The organism is Schinkia azotoformans LMG 9581, assembly GCF_000307855.1.
In the GTDB taxonomy this organism is placed as follows: Bacteria; Bacillota; Bacilli; order Bacillales; family Bacillaceae_J; genus Schinkia; species Schinkia azotoformans.
On sequence record NZ_AJLR01000154.1, the window covers coordinates 1 to 16187 of the forward strand.

The 16187-nt window shown below is 39.0% G+C and carries 17 protein-coding genes; all 17 read right to left on the reverse strand.

All coding sequences use genetic code 11. From position 1 onward, the window contains the following. Positions 1–93 precede the first annotated feature (93 nt). The 17 genes from BAZO_RS20380 to purR all read right to left on the reverse strand — a co-directional run bounded on the left by BAZO_RS20380 (position 94) and on the right by purR (position 16040). Positions 94–537 (reverse strand): S1 domain-containing RNA-binding protein, encoded by a 444-nt coding sequence (locus tag BAZO_RS20380; RefSeq protein WP_003333397.1) that lies wholly within the window; start codon positions 535–537, stop codon positions 94–96. A gap of 87 nt (positions 538–624) precedes the next feature. After that, the gene (locus BAZO_RS20385) at positions 625–996 is read right to left on the reverse strand and encodes an FtsB family cell division protein (RefSeq protein ID WP_003333398.1); all 372 of its coding nucleotides are present in this window, start codon (positions 994–996) and stop codon (positions 625–627) included. Between the two features lie 15 nt (positions 997–1011). Further along, the gene (yabQ, locus tag BAZO_RS20390) at positions 1012–1602 is read right to left on the reverse strand and encodes a spore cortex biosynthesis protein YabQ (RefSeq protein WP_003333399.1); all 591 of its coding nucleotides are present in this window, start codon (positions 1600–1602) and stop codon (positions 1012–1014) included. Then, on the reverse strand, positions 1599–1910 hold the full coding sequence (yabP, locus tag BAZO_RS20395) for a sporulation protein YabP (protein ID WP_003333400.1): 312 nt from the start codon (positions 1908–1910) through the stop codon (positions 1599–1601). Before yabP ends, yabQ begins: the two co-directional genes overlap by 4 nt. Positions 1911–2032: 122 nt before the next feature. Next, positions 2033–2332 (reverse strand): RNA-binding S4 domain-containing protein, encoded by a 300-nt coding sequence (locus tag BAZO_RS20400; protein WP_039957850.1) that lies wholly within the window; start codon positions 2330–2332, stop codon positions 2033–2035. An 11-nt stretch (positions 2333–2343) separates the two neighbouring features. After that, positions 2344–3816, reverse strand: a complete 1473-nt coding sequence (gene yabN / locus BAZO_RS20405) for a bifunctional methyltransferase/pyrophosphohydrolase YabN (protein ID WP_003333402.1) — start codon at positions 3814–3816, stop codon at positions 2344–2346. A 6-nt stretch (positions 3817–3822) separates the two neighbouring features. Further along, positions 3823–5469 (reverse strand): putative polysaccharide biosynthesis protein, encoded by a 1647-nt coding sequence (locus tag BAZO_RS20410; RefSeq protein ID WP_003333403.1) that lies wholly within the window; start codon positions 5467–5469, stop codon positions 3823–3825. Positions 5470–5643: 174 nt separating this feature from the next. Further along, a complete protein-coding gene (gene spoVT, locus BAZO_RS20415) occupies positions 5644–6183 on the reverse strand; it encodes a stage V sporulation protein T (RefSeq protein ID WP_003333405.1) in 540 nt (179 codons plus the stop codon). A gap of 185 nt (positions 6184–6368) precedes the next feature. Then, positions 6369–9887 carry a transcription-repair coupling factor gene (mfd, locus tag BAZO_RS20420; RefSeq protein WP_003333406.1) on the reverse strand — a complete coding sequence of 1173 codons (3519 nt, stop codon included), beginning with the start codon at positions 9885–9887 and terminating at the stop codon, positions 6369–6371. A gap of 72 nt (positions 9888–9959) precedes the next feature. After that, on the reverse strand, positions 9960–10190 hold the full coding sequence (locus tag BAZO_RS20425; protein WP_003333407.1) for an anti-sigma-F factor Fin: 231 nt from the start codon (positions 10188–10190) through the stop codon (positions 9960–9962). A 73-nt stretch (positions 10191–10263) separates the two neighbouring features. Continuing rightward, positions 10264–10827, reverse strand: a complete 564-nt coding sequence (gene pth / locus BAZO_RS20430; RefSeq protein WP_003333408.1) for an aminoacyl-tRNA hydrolase — start codon at positions 10825–10827, stop codon at positions 10264–10266. A gap of 77 nt (positions 10828–10904) precedes the next feature. After that, on the reverse strand, positions 10905–11537 hold the full coding sequence (locus tag BAZO_RS20435; protein ID WP_003333409.1) for a 50S ribosomal protein L25/general stress protein Ctc: 633 nt from the start codon (positions 11535–11537) through the stop codon (positions 10905–10907). Positions 11538–11627: 90 nt separating this feature from the next. Beyond that, complete coding sequence (locus tag BAZO_RS20440) at positions 11628–12581, reverse strand: ribose-phosphate diphosphokinase (protein ID WP_003333410.1); 954 nt, start codon at positions 12579–12581, stop codon at positions 11628–11630. 25 nt (positions 12582–12606) lie between these two features. Next, positions 12607–13977 carry a bifunctional UDP-N-acetylglucosamine diphosphorylase/glucosamine-1-phosphate N-acetyltransferase GlmU gene (gene glmU, locus BAZO_RS20445; protein ID WP_003333411.1) on the reverse strand — a complete coding sequence of 457 codons (1371 nt, stop codon included), beginning with the start codon at positions 13975–13977 and terminating at the stop codon, positions 12607–12609. 223 nt (positions 13978–14200) lie between these two features. Then, entirely contained in the window at positions 14201–14494 is a 294-nt protein-coding gene (gene spoVG, locus BAZO_RS20450) for a septation regulator SpoVG (RefSeq protein WP_003333412.1), read from the reverse strand. A 301-nt stretch (positions 14495–14795) separates the two neighbouring features. After that, entirely contained in the window at positions 14796–15170 is a 375-nt protein-coding gene (locus BAZO_RS20455) for a RidA family protein (protein ID WP_003333413.1), read from the reverse strand. Between the two features lie 24 nt (positions 15171–15194). Then, on the reverse strand, positions 15195–16040 hold the full coding sequence (gene purR / locus BAZO_RS20460; protein WP_035198242.1) for a pur operon repressor: 846 nt from the start codon (positions 16038–16040) through the stop codon (positions 15195–15197). Positions 16041–16187: the final 147 nt, after the last annotated feature.

Consider the following 16187-nt stretch of genomic DNA (forward strand, 5'->3'; position numbering starts at 1 on the left):
CTGCCCGTCGCACAAAAAGCACCCAGACTTGGGTGCTTACCTTTTATTGATAATTAATCCTGCTATAAAAATTAGCAGCAAGTATTAGTTGACTTACCCTCTTCTTGCACCACGACCGCCGCGTTTTGACTCGGTATGGCGCTTTAATGATGCCAAACGATCTTCACTATCCTTTAAGAAGCGAGACATTTTAGACTCAAAGTTCTCGACAGGTGCACCACCGCGCTTATCTTGTTTGAAATTACGTGGGCGCTGTTGACGTTGTGGTCGTTCAGGACGATCAGTTCCGGCCGTTTCCACCTGCTCTTTAGCTTTTTTAATTGATAATCCAATTTTACCATCTTTCTCAACGTTTAAGACCTTGACCGTTACTTCGTCGCCAACTTTTAAGAATTCATTTATATCTTTAACATAATTATCAGCAACTTCACTTATATGAACAAGACCTGTTGAGCCTTCTGGCAGCTCCACAAACGCTCCAAAATTGGTGATACCTGTTACCTTTCCCTGTAACTTGCTGCCTACTTCGATTGACATAAAAAAAATGCTCCTCCTTAAAATTATAAAAAATCAGTTTATTTTATTATACTAAATAAAAAAAAACACTGTCAATAAGATGACTTTTTACTCATTCTGCAGCTTGAAGATAATCTCCCCTTCTTCAGATAGAAAATACTCATTTCGGGCAAGCTTTGCTACATACTCATCGTCATTTAATTTAACAATCTCTGCACGGTGATCTTTTTCCTGTTCCTTTAGGCTAGCATACTTTTTTTCGAGTTCAATCTTTTCTTTTATTTTTTCCTGGGCAGCTTCAGCTTGCGTATGAAGCATCGAACCTATGCAATAGCTGATCCCCAGAGCAATGAGTGCAATCAATGTCAGTCTGCGATAAAGACCTCGTCGCTTTTTCTTTTTCTCTAGTTGTTGTTCTGTTTGCTCATGTATGTAATTAGAATGAAGTGTTGTAATTTTACGACTTCGAAGCGGTTCCATCGCAACTTGACCTCCTTATTCCCGGAACTTTTTCCACCATTTTACTATAGTATTCTTCTTTCTTACTAAAATCCCTGCCATACTGATAAAAAATATTTTGACTTTTTGCGGTACAAATCGCCATAATACTTGAAAAATCCACTTTATTGGTGTATATACGATTAAAAATGTTAACTTTAGGATTTTCCATAGCACGTTCCCCATAAATAAAATAAGAACAATTAATAATTGAATCAGCCATTTAATTGGCTGCACTACCAATATAATAATTAATCTATACACAAAGCGATAGGTCCAAATGGAGGATTTTATCAAAAGCTCCAATACTTTTAAATAAATATTCTTAAATAAGCTTTGATAAGCTGCATAGCCACATAATATAGCTAAAATAATATAAAAGCGAAGCTGTCCCTCATTTACAAGTAATAAAACATAAAAAAAGAGTAAGGCCTGTACCATCCAAAATAAAATATCGTTAATAAACAAAACCCATGTGGCACGCTTAGGTCGCTTTAAAAAGCGACCATATGTATCTAGTGCAGCCCCAAGCCATGCTCCCATAATGACCATGGCAATCATTGTATTTAACTGGATCGTTAGGCTCATTTGAATAGCTTGCTAAAGAATCCTTTAGCTTTCTCCCCATGTTGATCATCAATATAGGAAAGTGCCGAGATTCTCCCTTTAATCGATACAACCCCTTTGTCAACATCGAGATTTTTCATTTGTAGGTTTTCACCTCGAATCACTAAAAAGCCCATAACCGTTTCTAGTAAAAATTCCTCATTATCAAAGCTCTCAACCTGCTTTACACCGGATATTTCCAATGTCCTTCTGCCTCTCATGATGACGTCATGTTGTGCCGTTGTTCCTTTATTTTGATTTCCATTTCCCATATCATAATAATGATCCATATCCTCGTCCTCCTACGTTAAAAGAAGTATTGCGGCATAAGTCCTCTATCACACTATATGATTGGGATAATCGGTTTAGACCAAGCTAATTAGAAAAGCGGAGGGGAAAGAGAAAAGCCACCCTAAAAAATAGAGTGGCCTTCCTCTTCTGTTTCCTCGTATTTGTTTTGTATTTTTTCTTCCTTCACGACTGTGTACATTGAAGTAGCATCTTCTTTTTTCGTTGTATCTTTTATAGCATCAATTTTAACGGTAACAAGTTTTTGGCCAAATCTAATCGTTAACTCATCACCAACCTTCACAGTGGAGCTGGCTTTGGCCTGCACACCGTTGATTGAAATTCTTCCTTGATCAGCTACTTCTTTTGCCAGTGTTCTTCTTTTTATTAATCTTGAAACTTTCAAAAATTTGTCTAAGCGCATTTCCATGGTAATCACTCCTCCCATTTTTTAGCATCTTCCCATATTGCATCAAGTTCATCCAGGGACATCTTCGCAATATCATAGCCTTTATTTTTAACAGTCTCTTCAATAAAACGGAAACGATTATAAAATTTTAGATTCGTTGCACGAAGCCCCTCTTCGGGGTCAATTTTATAAAACCTTGCTACATTTACAAGCGCAAAAATAATATCGCCAAATTCTTTTTCAAGCTTATTCTTGGATAGAGCCGCAGCTTCATTTTCAAACTCCGCCATTTCTTCTTTTACCTTAGCCCACATTGGCTCGACTTCTTTCCAATCAAAGCCAACCTTTGCTGCCTTTTTCTGTAGCTCATAGGCTCTGTACAGGCTTGGAAGCTCTTTTGGAATACCATCGAGCAGAGATTCATGAACAACTTCCGGCTTCTCTCCCCGCTTAATTTCATCCCAATTTTTCACTACTTCATCGGCTGAATCAACAGAAACTTCCCCGAACACATGAGGATGTCTGCGAATCATCTTTTCTGTAATCGCCCGAATCACATCTTGAATTGTGAAGTAACCGTCATCCTCACCAATCTGTGCATGCAGCATCACTTGCAGAAGAACATCTCCAAGCTCTTCAATCAAGGAATCATCATCGCCACCATCAATGGCATCTAGCACTTCATATGTTTCCTCAACTAAGTATTTTTTCAAGGATTCATGCGTTTGCTCACGGTCCCACGGACAGCCATTCGGTCCCCTTAAATCAGCAATCACTTTGCGCAGTGCTTGGAACTCGCCGTACAGCAGTTCATCCTCACGGACTGGCGGGATATAAACGCTCGTTAAATTGCTTAATTCCGCTTCACGATCCAACTCATACAACGGCACACGCTTTAACACCTGCTCCCGGCTTCCGGCCGCTGTTACAATGACAACCTCATAATCATCAGGCAATCGTTCCATTAAAGTTAACTTAACCTCTGATGCAATATAGCTATCATATACTTGGCCGATGATAATATGCTGCTTTAACTGCAGCTCCTCCTCATGTAGACCGGTTCCATCAAGAAATTGAAAGCCTTCGACCGGGTCGATTTCAAGCGCTGTAAACATCGCATCAAAAAAGCTTTGTCCACCTTCAATTTTCACCTCAAAATCACCTTTGCCGGACTGAACCTCTTCAAGCAGCATTTTAACTGTCCTTTCCGCCACGAGCGGATGGCCCGGAACTGCGTACGTAATATCCGTTTCTTTCACCTTTTGCAGAAGAATATCAACAATATGTTCATAGACTTCTTCGAACTTGTCATGACTTTCATAAATATCATCAAAGGATTGAAACACAATCCCTTCTTTCACTAACTCATCGACAACCGGATGTTCCTTTGTCCGTAAGACAAGCGGCGTACTTGTTTCTTTTAACTGACGATATATACCAATCGGGAGCTGCTCAAAATCACCAGCACCAAGCCCGAGGACTGTAATTTTATTTGTCAAAATGAATCACTCCTCCTTTAACGAATAACGTTTTTTATTCCTCTTCCCAATTAGTAGCTGAAGCTTTGACCCAAACGGCAGTAAACTAAGTTCTTCTTCGGAAAGCACATTTGTTTTTACAACAATTAAAATATATATAAATCCTCCAATCATAACAGCTGACAATGATTGAAAGGTCGCGAACAACCGGCTTCCCGCTTCAGGTAGATCAAAAAGTTCTTGTAACAAGAGCTGATAACTAAATAAAATGATGATCATACATACTCCGGCAAATAGAGCCTTCCTTGTATAACCCGAAAACAATTGAACATGAAGCATTTTCGTCAGGACCCTTACATGAAAAACAGTCGTTAAGAGATAGGCAGCCACTGTTGCAAGTGCTGCACCAATCGTTCCAAAGTAAGGAATAAATATATAGTTCAATATGATTTTGCAAACAACACCAATTAGGACAAAGTACGCAGGGGCTAGGGTTTTCCCTAATCCTTGTAAAATGGCCGCTGACGTCATAACAATCGAGCTAAATAAAATGGTGATTGCCAAAATAGCGAGCGTATAAGACCCGCTCGTATTTGTAAATAACATGTAATTAGTAGACTTGATAATAGCGATTAATCCAAGTGTGGCACCGAACCCAACGATGACACTTACACGTATCGACAATTGAACCTGATCCTTAATGTAGTCTAAGTCATTTCTAATCTTGGCACTCGAAATAAGCGGGACAAGTGTAAGGGATAGCGATGTAGCAACCACTGTCCCTAGTTGGATCAATGGTTGTCCACGGTCAAAAATACCTTTTGCCACTTTTGCTTCCGTTAAAGAAAAATCCCCACTGCTTACAAGTTCGGAATATAACGTCATCGCATCAACCAATTGCAGAAGAATTAAAAACAAACTACTGATACAAATTGTGAATCCTTGCACTGTAATGGCTTTTACAATCGAGAGGCTATTCGTACCTGTACCTTTTACACTAAACGAAAACTTAAATTTATGACTCTCCCTCATTTTTATCCAAAAATAAAAAAGTATAATCACAGCGCAAAAACCGCCTGTAATCGAACCGAAAACGGCACCGGCAGCACCGATATAACTGGAATATCCATTTGTTAATAAAAAATAAGTAAATACAAGAATAGTCGTAACACGGATCGATTGTTCCCCAATTTGAGAGATCGCTGTCGGTGCCATATTATTTTGGCCTTGAAAATACCCTCTTAAAACAGACAGGATTGGGACAAATAATAAAGAAAAGGAGACAACCTTTAACGGAACAGATAACTCCCTATCTCCCATCCAATATGAAATTTTTTCTGCACCTGTATATAAAATTAAAAATAAGCCAATAAAGAATATAGAAAGAAAAACAAAGGCAACTAAAAGTACTTTGAACGGTTCACCTTTCTTTTCTTCCATTTGTTCAGCAATGAGTTTTGAGATAATGACTGGAAATCCGTATGTTGCTAAAATAAGAGCGATCCCGTAGAATGGATACACCTGTTGGTAAATGTAAAAACCGATATCACCGGCTATATTTTGGAATGGGATACGATAGGCTGCACTCAAAATTTTAGTAATTATGCCGGCAATAGTTAAGATTAGAGCACTTTTCCATATTTGTTTTTCAATAAATTCACGGGTATTCTCCATTACCCACATCCTTCCAAAGCGGCCTTCCAAAAAAGTATTATACACTACAAAAGTGCATAAAAAAAGGAGACAGCTAGGCCGTCCCCTTTTAACTTTAGTTAAAATTATGTGTAAATTCCTTTTCGAACGGTAATGATTTAGGATTAAGTATAGTTGAACACGATTGGCTTATCCTTATTGCTCCATTTGGCGTGCCAAGAAACTTGCAGCTGTTTCGGCTGCCTTTTGTTCTATTTCTCCTATTGGCTTGCCTTCTTTGGACATGATCAGAACGGATCCAATCGGGTCCCCGTTTGCAATAATCGGTCCAATTACATAGGAGGATACCTTTTCTTCAACACCATCAATAAATTCGACGTCTGTTTCCGAGGCTACTAATGAAACTTGGCGATCCTCCATTACCTTTTCCACAACTTGACCAATATTACGGTTTAAATATTCCTTTTTCGACCCGCCGGCAACTGCAATGAACGAATCTCTGTCAGTTATCAGGATCGTGTGCCCCAAACTATCGTATAACGCTTCAGCATATTCTTTTGCAAAATCACTTAGCTCACTAATAGGAGAATATTTCTTTAAAATAACCTCGCCATCTCTATCTACAAAAATTTCAAGTGGATCCCCTTCACGAATACGTAGTGTCCTTCTAATTTCTTTCGGGATAACAACTCTTCCTAAATCATCAATTCGACGAACGATACCTGTTGCTTTCATTCTAGATGCCTCACTTTCATCTGATGATTGAAAATTATTGGTGATCTAGTTGTGTAACACCTTTGATTGAAGAAATCACCATTTTCTTGTGTTTAGTATCTTACACCTTTACAGTTCTATTCATCATGAAAGTGAAATTTATTGAATTACCATGAGGGAATAATTACCAATGCAACTAAGTCAACCTACCCAATCACTTGCTCTCCAGTCAAATTTAGTTCTTTTAGGAATGCTTCAACTACCCTTATTTGGTCCTCAATTGTAGTTCTATTCTGTTCGGTAATGATTTTTAACTTATCGCCTTCTTGGCCGAGTCTAATATGTTTAACGTATTTTGCCGATAGTTCAACGACTTTACTAATCTGCTCCGGACTTGACTCCATGAGCATCCAAATTTCATTTTTCTTTTGAACAATAGAATCAATTTTTTGCTTTTTAGCATATACCTTCATTCGTGATATTTGGAACAAGTATTCAACTTCTTTTGGAAATTCACCAAAACGGTCAATCATTTCATCTTGAAGATCTGCAACATCTTCTAATGTATCCAAAGCACGGAAGCGTTTATACATGTCAATTTTTTGTTTTCCGTCCTGAATATAATCAGATGGAATGTAAGCATCAATCTCAAGATTAATTTCAACATCACGGAAAATTTCTTCTTTTGGCATGCCTCTTCTTTCATCTATCGCTTCCTTCAGCATTTGTGAATAGAGGTCAAATCCAACCGTATCGATAAACCCATGCTGCTCGGCACCCAATAGATTTCCGGCGCCGCGAATAGACAGATCACGCATAGCAATTTTAAAGCCTGAACCTAATTCAGTGAATTCTTTAATAGCCTGCAATCTTTTTTCTGCAACCTCAGTGAGGACTTTATCCTTTTGATACGTAAAATACGCATAGGCAACTCGGTTCGAACGACCAACACGTCCTCTTAGCTGGTACAGCTGGGAAAGTCCCATTTTATCAGCATCGTACACAATCAATGTATTTACATTTGGAATATCTACACCCGTTTCAATAATCGTTGTGCTGACGAGTACATCAAATTCTCCCTCTAAAAAGGATAAAATAACGGACTCCAACTCATTTTCATTCATTTGACCGTGGGCATAAGTTACCCTCGCATCCGGTACAAGCATCGAAATTTCTTCAGCCTTCCGTTCAATTTCCTCAACTCGATTGTACAAAAAGTAAATTTGACCGTCACGAGCCAATTCACGTTCAATGGCTTCTCTAACCAGACCAGGGTTGTACTCCGCCACATACGTTTGAATTGGAAAGCGGTTTTCAGGCGGTGTCTCTATAACCGACAAATCTCTAACCCCTAGCATGGACATATGAAGCGTCCTTGGAATCGGTGTTGCTGTTAATGTTAGTACATCCACATTTGCTTTCATTTTCTTAATTTTTTCCTTATGGGTAACACCAAATCGCTGTTCTTCATCAATAACGAGTAACCCTAAATCACGATATACAATATCCTTTGATAAAATGCGATGAGTGCCAATAACAACATCGATTGTACCGGCTTTAATGCCTTTAATTGTTTCTGTTTGTTGTTTTTTTGTTCGAAAGCGACTTAACAGACCAACTTCAACTGGGAAGCCTTGAAAGCGTTCACGGATCGTTTCATAATGCTGCTGGGCTAATATCGTTGTTGGCACAAGAAAAGCCACTTGCTTTCCGTCCATAATCGCCTTAAAGATCGCCCTTATTGCCACTTCTGTTTTTCCATAGCCAACATCACCGCAAAGGAGACGATCCATTGGGCGTTCGCTTTCCATATCCTTTTTAATTTCCTCAATACAACGAAGTTGATCCTCTGTTTCTTGGTAGGAAAATGAAGATTCCAACTCCCGCTGCTCTTCTCCATCCTTTGCGAATGCGTATCCTTTACTTGCTTCCCGTTCAGCATAAAGCTTTATTAAATCATCTGCGATGTTTTGAACGGATTTTTGAACCTTCGTTTTAACCTTTTTCCAATCCGTGCCGCCAAGCTTATAGATTTTCGGTTCTTTGCCTTCTGAGGCTACATATTTTTGAACTTGATCAATCTGTTCAACAGGAACATATAGCTTGTCATTGCCAGAATACTTAAGATGGAGATAATCTTTATGAACACCGTTAATTTCCAACGTTTCAATCCCTAAATATTTACCGATACCATGATTAACATGGACGACATAGTCGCCTACTTTTAATTCTGAATAACTCTTGATACGTTCAGCATTGGAGAGCTTTTGTCGGCGTGCTATCTTTTTCGCTTTTTTCTTAAAAAGCTCCTCTTCCGTTATTACCGCTAGATGCTGCAACGGCAATTCAAAGCCACTGCTTAAGTCACCTTTAATAATTTGAAACCGGGTAGAGAGTAAATCAGAGTCCTTCTCGAGTATCTCTGCTTCAATATTATAATCAGCCAACACATTTGATAGTTTTTTAACCCGTTCATCGGTAGCTGCTAAAAATACAACCGCATAGTTTGCCTTTTTCCATCGATCGAGCTCCCCTTTCAACAGATCGATTTGACCGTGAAAGCTTTGCATTTGTTTACATGTAAAATTAATAATATTTTCAGGATGTGTATGTGGTACATGTCGTAAAAAAAGAGATAAATAGAGTAAAGGACGTTTTGCCTTTTCTAATAAATCCTGAAAATGATGATGAATCGATAAATCAACGATAATATCCCCTTGCTGGAGAAGAGAAATTTGCCATTCAGCCTCTTCCTTATCAAGACTCTGGGACATCTCCTGGATCCGGCTGATTTCATCCATAATGACAATTCCGTTCGTTGGAAGGTAGTCTATTAAACTAGCAGACCGGTCGTAATATAACCCCATGTACTTATACATCTCTGGAAAAGGCTGCCGTCTTTTTAATTGATCGACTTCATACGCAACTTTTTCAGAAAGGGCTTCTTTTGCACTCCGGTCGGTTACTTTCTTCAAACTATTAGCAAGCCCAAGTTCAAGCTCTTCAGCACCTTTTGCATAATGTTCATCAAATAATATAACCTCTGTTGCCGGCCCTATCGATATTTCACTAACAGTTTGCAATGACCGTTGGTCTTCTATATCAAAGTAGCGAATAGAATCAATTTCAGTATCAAAAAGCTCTAGTCTAAGCGGTCTTTCTTCAGTTAATGGATAAATATCGATAATGCCGCCGCGAATACTGAACTCTCCCGGTGTAGATACCATCGATGCACGCTCATATCCCATTTTGACGAGTGTCAACAAGAATACATCTAAGTCAAGCTCCTCGCCGGTCTTTAAAGAAATCAGGCTGTTTTGCCATATTTCCTTTGGCGGTAAAATTCTTCTTAAACCAGCAATAGGCGCGATCAAAATGCCGCTTTTTTGTGTACACCAGTGGTTTAATGCTTCAATTCGTTGCCCTTTTAGTTCAGGACTGGCAATCGCAATTTCGGCCGCAATTAACTCATTAACTGGATATAAAAAAACTTCATTCTCACCAATAATCTCAACTAAGTCATCATATAGTTTTTGTGCTTGATACAAATTATGGGTAACAACCAATTGTGGCTGCTTTGATTCTATATACATGGCTGCAATAAACATGGCCCTTGCGGAACCGGATAATCCGGCCACCAATTGTTCCCTTAGCCCCTCATTAAAGCCGCTTGCAACCGTTCTTACTTCCCCATTTTTTATAATGTACGATCGTAACCCTAACAAAATCGATCATTCCCCCTATTTAAGAAAACAGAAAAATGCTTTGGTTTCGACCAAAGCCAACTGCTTTTATATTTATTGGATGAACGTCTGCAAAGAATGGTAATCAGGATTTCTTTCAAGTGCTTCCTGGCAATCCTCACAGATGGATTTAACTAGAATATCACCATTTGAACTATACGTGATCATGTCCATTCTCTCTTCCTCACTTAACACATCGAACCCTAAACTATTGGATTCAATCCCGTCTGAATTGACTTCACCCATTGGTATATTGCAATGCCTGCAGAAATAACGAATAGGCATAGTAAACCCCCTTAAAGATAACCTTTAAGATTAGTATGATCACCTTAAGTGGTTTGTATACGTGCCCTTCTTCTTACTTTTGGTTAAACTCATTCATTACTTCCAAAAACGTATGGGATAACCATTTTTCACAGGCATCTGCCGCTTGTTTGATTGCCCCTTCAATTTCTGGTTGTTCTTCTGCAGAAAATACACCGAGAACGTAATCGGGAACCTTCATCCCGTTTACTGGGCGATTGATGCCAATTCGCAAACGGTTAAAATTTTGCGTACCTAAATGCTGAATTGTCGATTTAATTCCATTATGACCACCGGCACTGCCTTTTGTTCGCAAGCGAATTTTCCCGGTTGGCAAATCAAGATCATCATAAATAACGATTAGATCTTCTACATCAATTTCATAGTAGTCAAGAAGCGGTCGAATCGATTCTCCTGATAAGTTCATATATGTTAATGGTTTTAATAATATAACCTTTTCGCCATTTATTGAACCCATTCCATAAATTCCTTTAAATTTTTCTTTGTTCAATGATAGGCCCCATCTTCTGCAAAGTTCATCTATTACCATAAAACCGACATTATGCCTTGTTTTTTCATAGTTTTTTCCCGGATTGCCTAAACCAACTATATACTTCAATGATCCATTCCCTCTCTTACCCTTTATTGAATATGCTAAAAGACGTAACCAAAAATTGGCTACGTCTTATTATAACATTATTCTGCTTCTGTATTCACGTTTGGATCTTGATCGGCAGCTTCACCTGTATCTTGGACTTCGCCACTGCCGACTTCATCCTCAACCTTAGGTTGTAAAATAGAAGCAATGACAGTGCTGTCGTCATCCAAGACTTCGTATTTTCCATCCACCTTAATATCTCCAACAGTGATAACATCGCCGATATTATACGCGGAAATATCAATGTCAATTTTTTCAGGAATATTAGTCGGTAAACAGCGAACATTCACTTTGTATAAAGGCTGCTGCAATGTTCCACCGTCTTTTACTCCCTGCGCGTCTCCGACTAAATTAACCGTGACCTCAATATCAACCTCTTTTGACATGTTGACCACCAAAAAGTCGGCATGAACAACCTCACCATTTAATGGATTCATTTGGACATCATGAAGCATGACAGATTCAGTCCTACCATCTTCAACTTGAAGCTTAATGATTCCGTTTCTACCAGACTTCCTCATCGTTTTCCTAAACTCAAGGAGATCCACTACAATATGGGCTGTAGGCTTGTCCTTCCCATAGACGACAGCGGGAAATTTACCGCTTTGGCGAATCTCGGTAATCGCCGACCTTCTAAAATCTTCTCTTTTCTTTGCAGAAATCGTAGACAAGAATAATCACCTTCCTCATGGAACTTTTTTTATTATCCCTATCTATCAATGTCTCCAAAAGAGAAGGAAAAGAAACACACAAATATTTTTTTAATCAAATAAAGTACTTACAGATTGTTCTTCGTGTACACGAATAATCGCTTCACTAATCAATGGAGCAACTGAAAGCTCTCTTATCTTCGGAATTTTCTTTTCTTCTGGAAGAGCAATTGTATTTGTCACAACAAGCTCTTTGATTTTTGAGTTCATAATTCTTTCCATTGCTGGACCTGATAATACTGGATGTGTACAGCATGCATAAACTTCCTTTGCACCATGTTCAACAAGGGCATTTGCAGCAAGGGTAATGGTACCAGCCGTATCGATAATATCATCGATTAGGATCGCTGTTTTGCCTTCAATATTACCTACAATATTCATGATTTCAGCAACGTTTGGACGCGGGCGGCGTTTATCGATAATCGCAATTGGTGCTTTTAAGCGGTCTGCCATCTTTCTTGCCCGTGTAACACCACCATGGTCAGGTGATACTACAACAATATCCTCTAGGTTTTTCTGCTTGAAATACTCAGTCAAGATCGGTACACCTTGTAAATGGTCAACCTGAATATCAAAGAATCCTTGAATTTGCGGCGCATGAAGGTCAAGTAAAATGACGCGTGTTGCACCTGCTGTTTCAAGTAAATTTGCTACTAGTTTAGAAGTGATCGGCTCACGGGCACGTGCCTTACGGTCTTGACGAGCATAACCATAATAAGGCATAACAACGTTAATTGTTTTCGCTGATGCACGCTTAAGTGCATCCACCATAATTAACACTTCCATAAGATGTTCGTTTACCGGTGCACTTGTAGATTGGATTACATAGACGTCACAGCCACGAATACTTTCTTCGATGTTAATTTGCACTTCACCGTCGCTAAAACGAGAGACAGAGCATTTCCCCATTTCAATTCCAATATGGTCCACAATTTCTTGGGCTAAAGCCTTGTTTGAACCTAGGGTGAATACTTTTAAATTTGGGTCAAGATATTGGTTTGGCATTTTAGAAAAAACCCTCCGTATTTTATTATTTATTGTCTTGTTTATTTTCCATATAGCCTACTTTATTCGTTTGTCTAGCACGTGCAATGGATAAGCTGCTTTTAGGGACATTTTCTGTAATGGTTGACCCGGCTGCAATAAAGGAATTTTTCCCGATCGTTACCGGCGCAACTAAATTTGAATTACAGCCAACAAAAACCCCATCTTCTATTTTTGTTAAATGTTTCTTCTCTCCATCATAATTTACGGTGATAGAGCCACAACCGATATTTACATCTTTGCCGACTTCTGCATCACCAATATAGCTTAGATGGGATACTTTACTACCTGTCCCTAATACCGATTTCTTGACCTCTACAAAGTTACCAATCTTTACTTCATTGTGTAAAGTAGATTGCGGTCTGATATGGGCAAATGGACCTATATTTACATCATTTCCAACTTCACTGTCATAGGCAGCTGAATGGCGAATAACAGTACGTTCGCCAATTTTACAGTTATCTATTTCGCTGTTCGGACCAATGATACAATCACTTCCAATCACCGTTTTACCTTTAATCACAGTTCCTGGATAGATTGTTGTATCATTTCCAATTACAGTTTCCGCTGAAATATATGTACTCTCTGGATCAATGATGGTTACCCCATTTTTCATATGATCTTTATTAATTCGATGCTTCATAATATTTTCAGCCTGCGCGAGCGCAATTCTATCATTAACGCCCAGAGTCTCATCCATGTCAGCCGTTTGATAAGCTGAAATGGTTTCACCTTTGTTTTTCAAAATCTCAATCACATCCGGCAAATAAAATTCACCTTGCACATTATCATTTTTGACTTCTTTAAGTGCAAGAAAAAGTGATTGATTGTCAAAACAATAAGTGCCTGTATTAATTTCCTTCACTGTTAATTCAAGAGCACTCGCATCCTTATGCTCAACAATCTTTTCTACGGACCCATTTTCATTTCGGATGATGCGCCCGTACCCTGTTGGATCTTCTGAGTAAGCAGTTAAAATAGTCGCTTTTGCATTCGTATTTGTATGATGTTCTAAAAGAGCTTTCATCGTATCAGGTGTAATTAATGGTGTATCACCGCAAATAACGAGTGTTGTTCCTGACTTCTTGCCAAGGATTGCTTCCGCTTGCCTTACTGCATGTGCTGTACCAAGCTGCTCTTCCTGCAAAGCGTAGTCGCATTTTGAACCTAAGTATTGCTTTACTTTTTCTGCGCCGTGACCAATGATAGTCACGATTTTTTTCATTTCAAGTTTGGAAACATGATCAATGACATGCTCCACCATTGGCTTCCCGCACACAGGATGTAATACTTTATAAAGCTTTGATTTCATCCTTGTACCTTGACCTGCTGCTAAAATTACGGCAAAACGATTCATAAAAAACCTCCGCTCGACTCCTTTTTACCACCTTCGAATATATCGTAAAAAACCGTCTATTTCAACAATTCCATTCAAATATGAAGAAAATTCCTATAAAGTGTTGGAAAAGTTGCCTATGGGGATAATATTAACAGAAATTTCACAAATGTAAAAAAGCTGTCCCAAAGTTGAGACAGCCTGTACGTTCGAATCTTAAATTTTATAAAACTATTACGAAGCCCTATGAAGCTCCAGCCTCTTCATATTCCACTTCACTTAGCTCTCCTAAACGATGATATTCAGCTAAAACTGCATCTTGAATCTTCCCACGAGTAGAAGAATTGATAGGATGAGCAATATCACGGAATTCCCCGTCAGGAGTACGTTTACTTGGCATTGCCACAAATAAACCGTTATTCCCATCAATCACTCGAATATCATGAACTACAAATTCATGATCAAGCGTAATGGAGGCGATGGCTCTCATGCGTCCCTCGGTGTTCACGCGGCGTAATCTTACGTCAGTAACTTCCATCTGTATCACCACCTTTTTCTAAATAAAAACATACTTACTGTAATTCAACAAAATTTGGATAATTCCTTCTCGTTCACAAAAAATTTACAAAAAAAATCCAACTTTTCAGACAAAAGTTGGACATTCTGTGAACAAACTAGAAAAGCGGAAGCGACCGTTTAGCGACGTATAAACTGGAGCCCATCGACTGAGATAAAGGATATCCGGCAACGAACATAGTGAGTTGATGTTGACTTATCGTAGGGAGGTGGGTGAAGTTTACGAGTTGCTGGTCGCTGGAGCTAGACAACGATGTACAAAATTATTTCACCAGTGCTATAACTTCAATTTCTACTAGTACATCCTTTGGTAGTCTAGCAACCTCTACACAAGATCTTGCAGGCTTGTGTTCGCCAAAATATTCGGCGTATACGTCATTCAGTTTAGCAAAGTCATTCATATCCTTAATAAAAACAGTAGTTTTGATTACAGTCTCAAGTGATGCACCCGCTTCAGCCAGCACGGCCTTCAAATTTGCAAAAACTTGATGTGTTTGCGCTTCAATATCACCAGTAACTAAAACACCCGCTGGAGTTAATGGAATTTGTCCTGAGCTGTAAAACATATTATTTACAATAATACCTTGAGAATATGGACCGATGGCTGCAGGAGCCTCATTCGTATGAATCGCTTTCATTTCTCTTCCTCCTTGGTGAGTGGGTTACTCCTCAATTTTTAAAGGTTTGGCATATTTAAAATAATTGCCTTCTTCCACTTCAATATGTTTTTCTTTAACATTAACCTCTGATAACCGAACTAAAGAAATATATTCATCAACTAAGCGCTCTTCAGAATTATCTTCAGCCTCAACCAGTACTCCAATCCCTGCAACCGTAGCCTTAAATTCCTCGAGCATGCTGATCATTCCATTGATTGTACCGCCCGCTTTCATAAAGTCATCAATGATGAGGACATTGGAGCCTTCCTCTACGCTTCTTCTAGCAAGCACCATATTTTGAATTCTTTTTGTTGAACCCGAAACATAATTAATACTAACAGTTGAACCCTCAGTCACCTTACTATCGCGACGTACAATAACAACCGGAACATCCAGATAAGAGGCAACGGCATAGGCTATAGAAATTCCTTTTGTTGCTACTGTCATCACGACATCAATTTTCCGATCGGTGAAAACAGAAGCAAATAAACGACCAATTTTATTAACGATTCTTGGGTCACCTAGGATATCATTTAAGTATAGATAACCACCAGGGAGCAAACGATCCGACTTGGCAAGCTGCTCGCGTAAATTATCAATAAACTTGTGCGCTTCCTCTTCAGACGCGTGAGGGATAAATTTCACCCCGCCTGCAGCTCCTGGTACCGTATGTAATGTACCCATGCCCTGAGTTTCAAAGGTTTGTTTTATAATACCTAAATCCTCACTAATGGATGATTTGGCGGCTCCATAACGATCTGCGAAAAAAGAAAGTGAAACTAAATGACGGGGATGATCCAACAGGTAGCTTGTCATGTCTACCAATCTCCCGCTTCGCCTAATTTTCATTCATGTACACCCCTAAAACCCGAATATTTTATAGTAACTATAACATTTTTATACGGATTTAATCAAGGGCAGATAGAAAAGCGAAAGCGCCTTGCCCATCGCCGTACAAACTGGAGGGTCTTCGACTGAGATAAAGGAAACTTGAAT

Bases quoted from the DNA above. Each gene is read 5' to 3' on its own strand.
- BAZO_RS20380 (WP_003333397.1), bottom strand. From the start codon at position 537: ATGTCAATCGAAGTAGGCAGCAAGTTACAGGGAAAGGTAACAGGTATC.
- BAZO_RS20385 (WP_003333398.1), bottom strand. From the start codon at position 996: ATGGAACCGCTTCGAAGTCGTAAAATTACAACACTTCATTCTAATTAC.
- yabQ (WP_003333399.1), bottom strand. From the start codon at position 1,602: ATGAGCCTAACGATCCAGTTAAATACAATGATTGCCATGGTCATTATG.
- yabP (WP_003333400.1), bottom strand. From the start codon at position 1,910: ATGGATCATTATTATGATATGGGAAATGGAAATCAAAATAAAGGAACA.
- BAZO_RS20400 (WP_039957850.1), bottom strand. From the start codon at position 2,332: ATGCGCTTAGACAAATTTTTGAAAGTTTCAAGATTAATAAAAAGAAGA.
- BAZO_RS20410 (WP_003333403.1), bottom strand. From the start codon at position 5,469: ATGGAGAATACCCGTGAATTTATTGAAAAACAAATATGGAAAAGTGCT.
- spoVT (WP_003333405.1), bottom strand. From the start codon at position 6,183: ATGAAAGCAACAGGTATCGTTCGTCGAATTGATGATTTAGGAAGAGTT.
- BAZO_RS20425 (WP_003333407.1), bottom strand. From the start codon at position 10,190: ATGCCTATTCGTTATTTCTGCAGGCATTGCAATATACCAATGGGTGAA.
- BAZO_RS20440 (WP_003333410.1), bottom strand. From the start codon at position 12,581: ATGCCAAACCAATATCTTGACCCAAATTTAAAAGTATTCACCCTAGGT.
- glmU (WP_003333411.1), bottom strand. From the start codon at position 13,977: ATGAATCGTTTTGCCGTAATTTTAGCAGCAGGTCAAGGTACAAGGATG.
- spoVG (WP_003333412.1), bottom strand. From the start codon at position 14,494: ATGGAAGTTACTGACGTAAGATTACGCCGCGTGAACACCGAGGGACGC.
- BAZO_RS20455 (WP_003333413.1), bottom strand. From the start codon at position 15,170: ATGAAAGCGATTCATACGAATGAGGCTCCTGCAGCCATCGGTCCATAT.
- purR (WP_035198242.1), bottom strand. From the start codon at position 16,040: ATGAAAATTAGGCGAAGCGGGAGATTGGTAGACATGACAAGCTACCTG.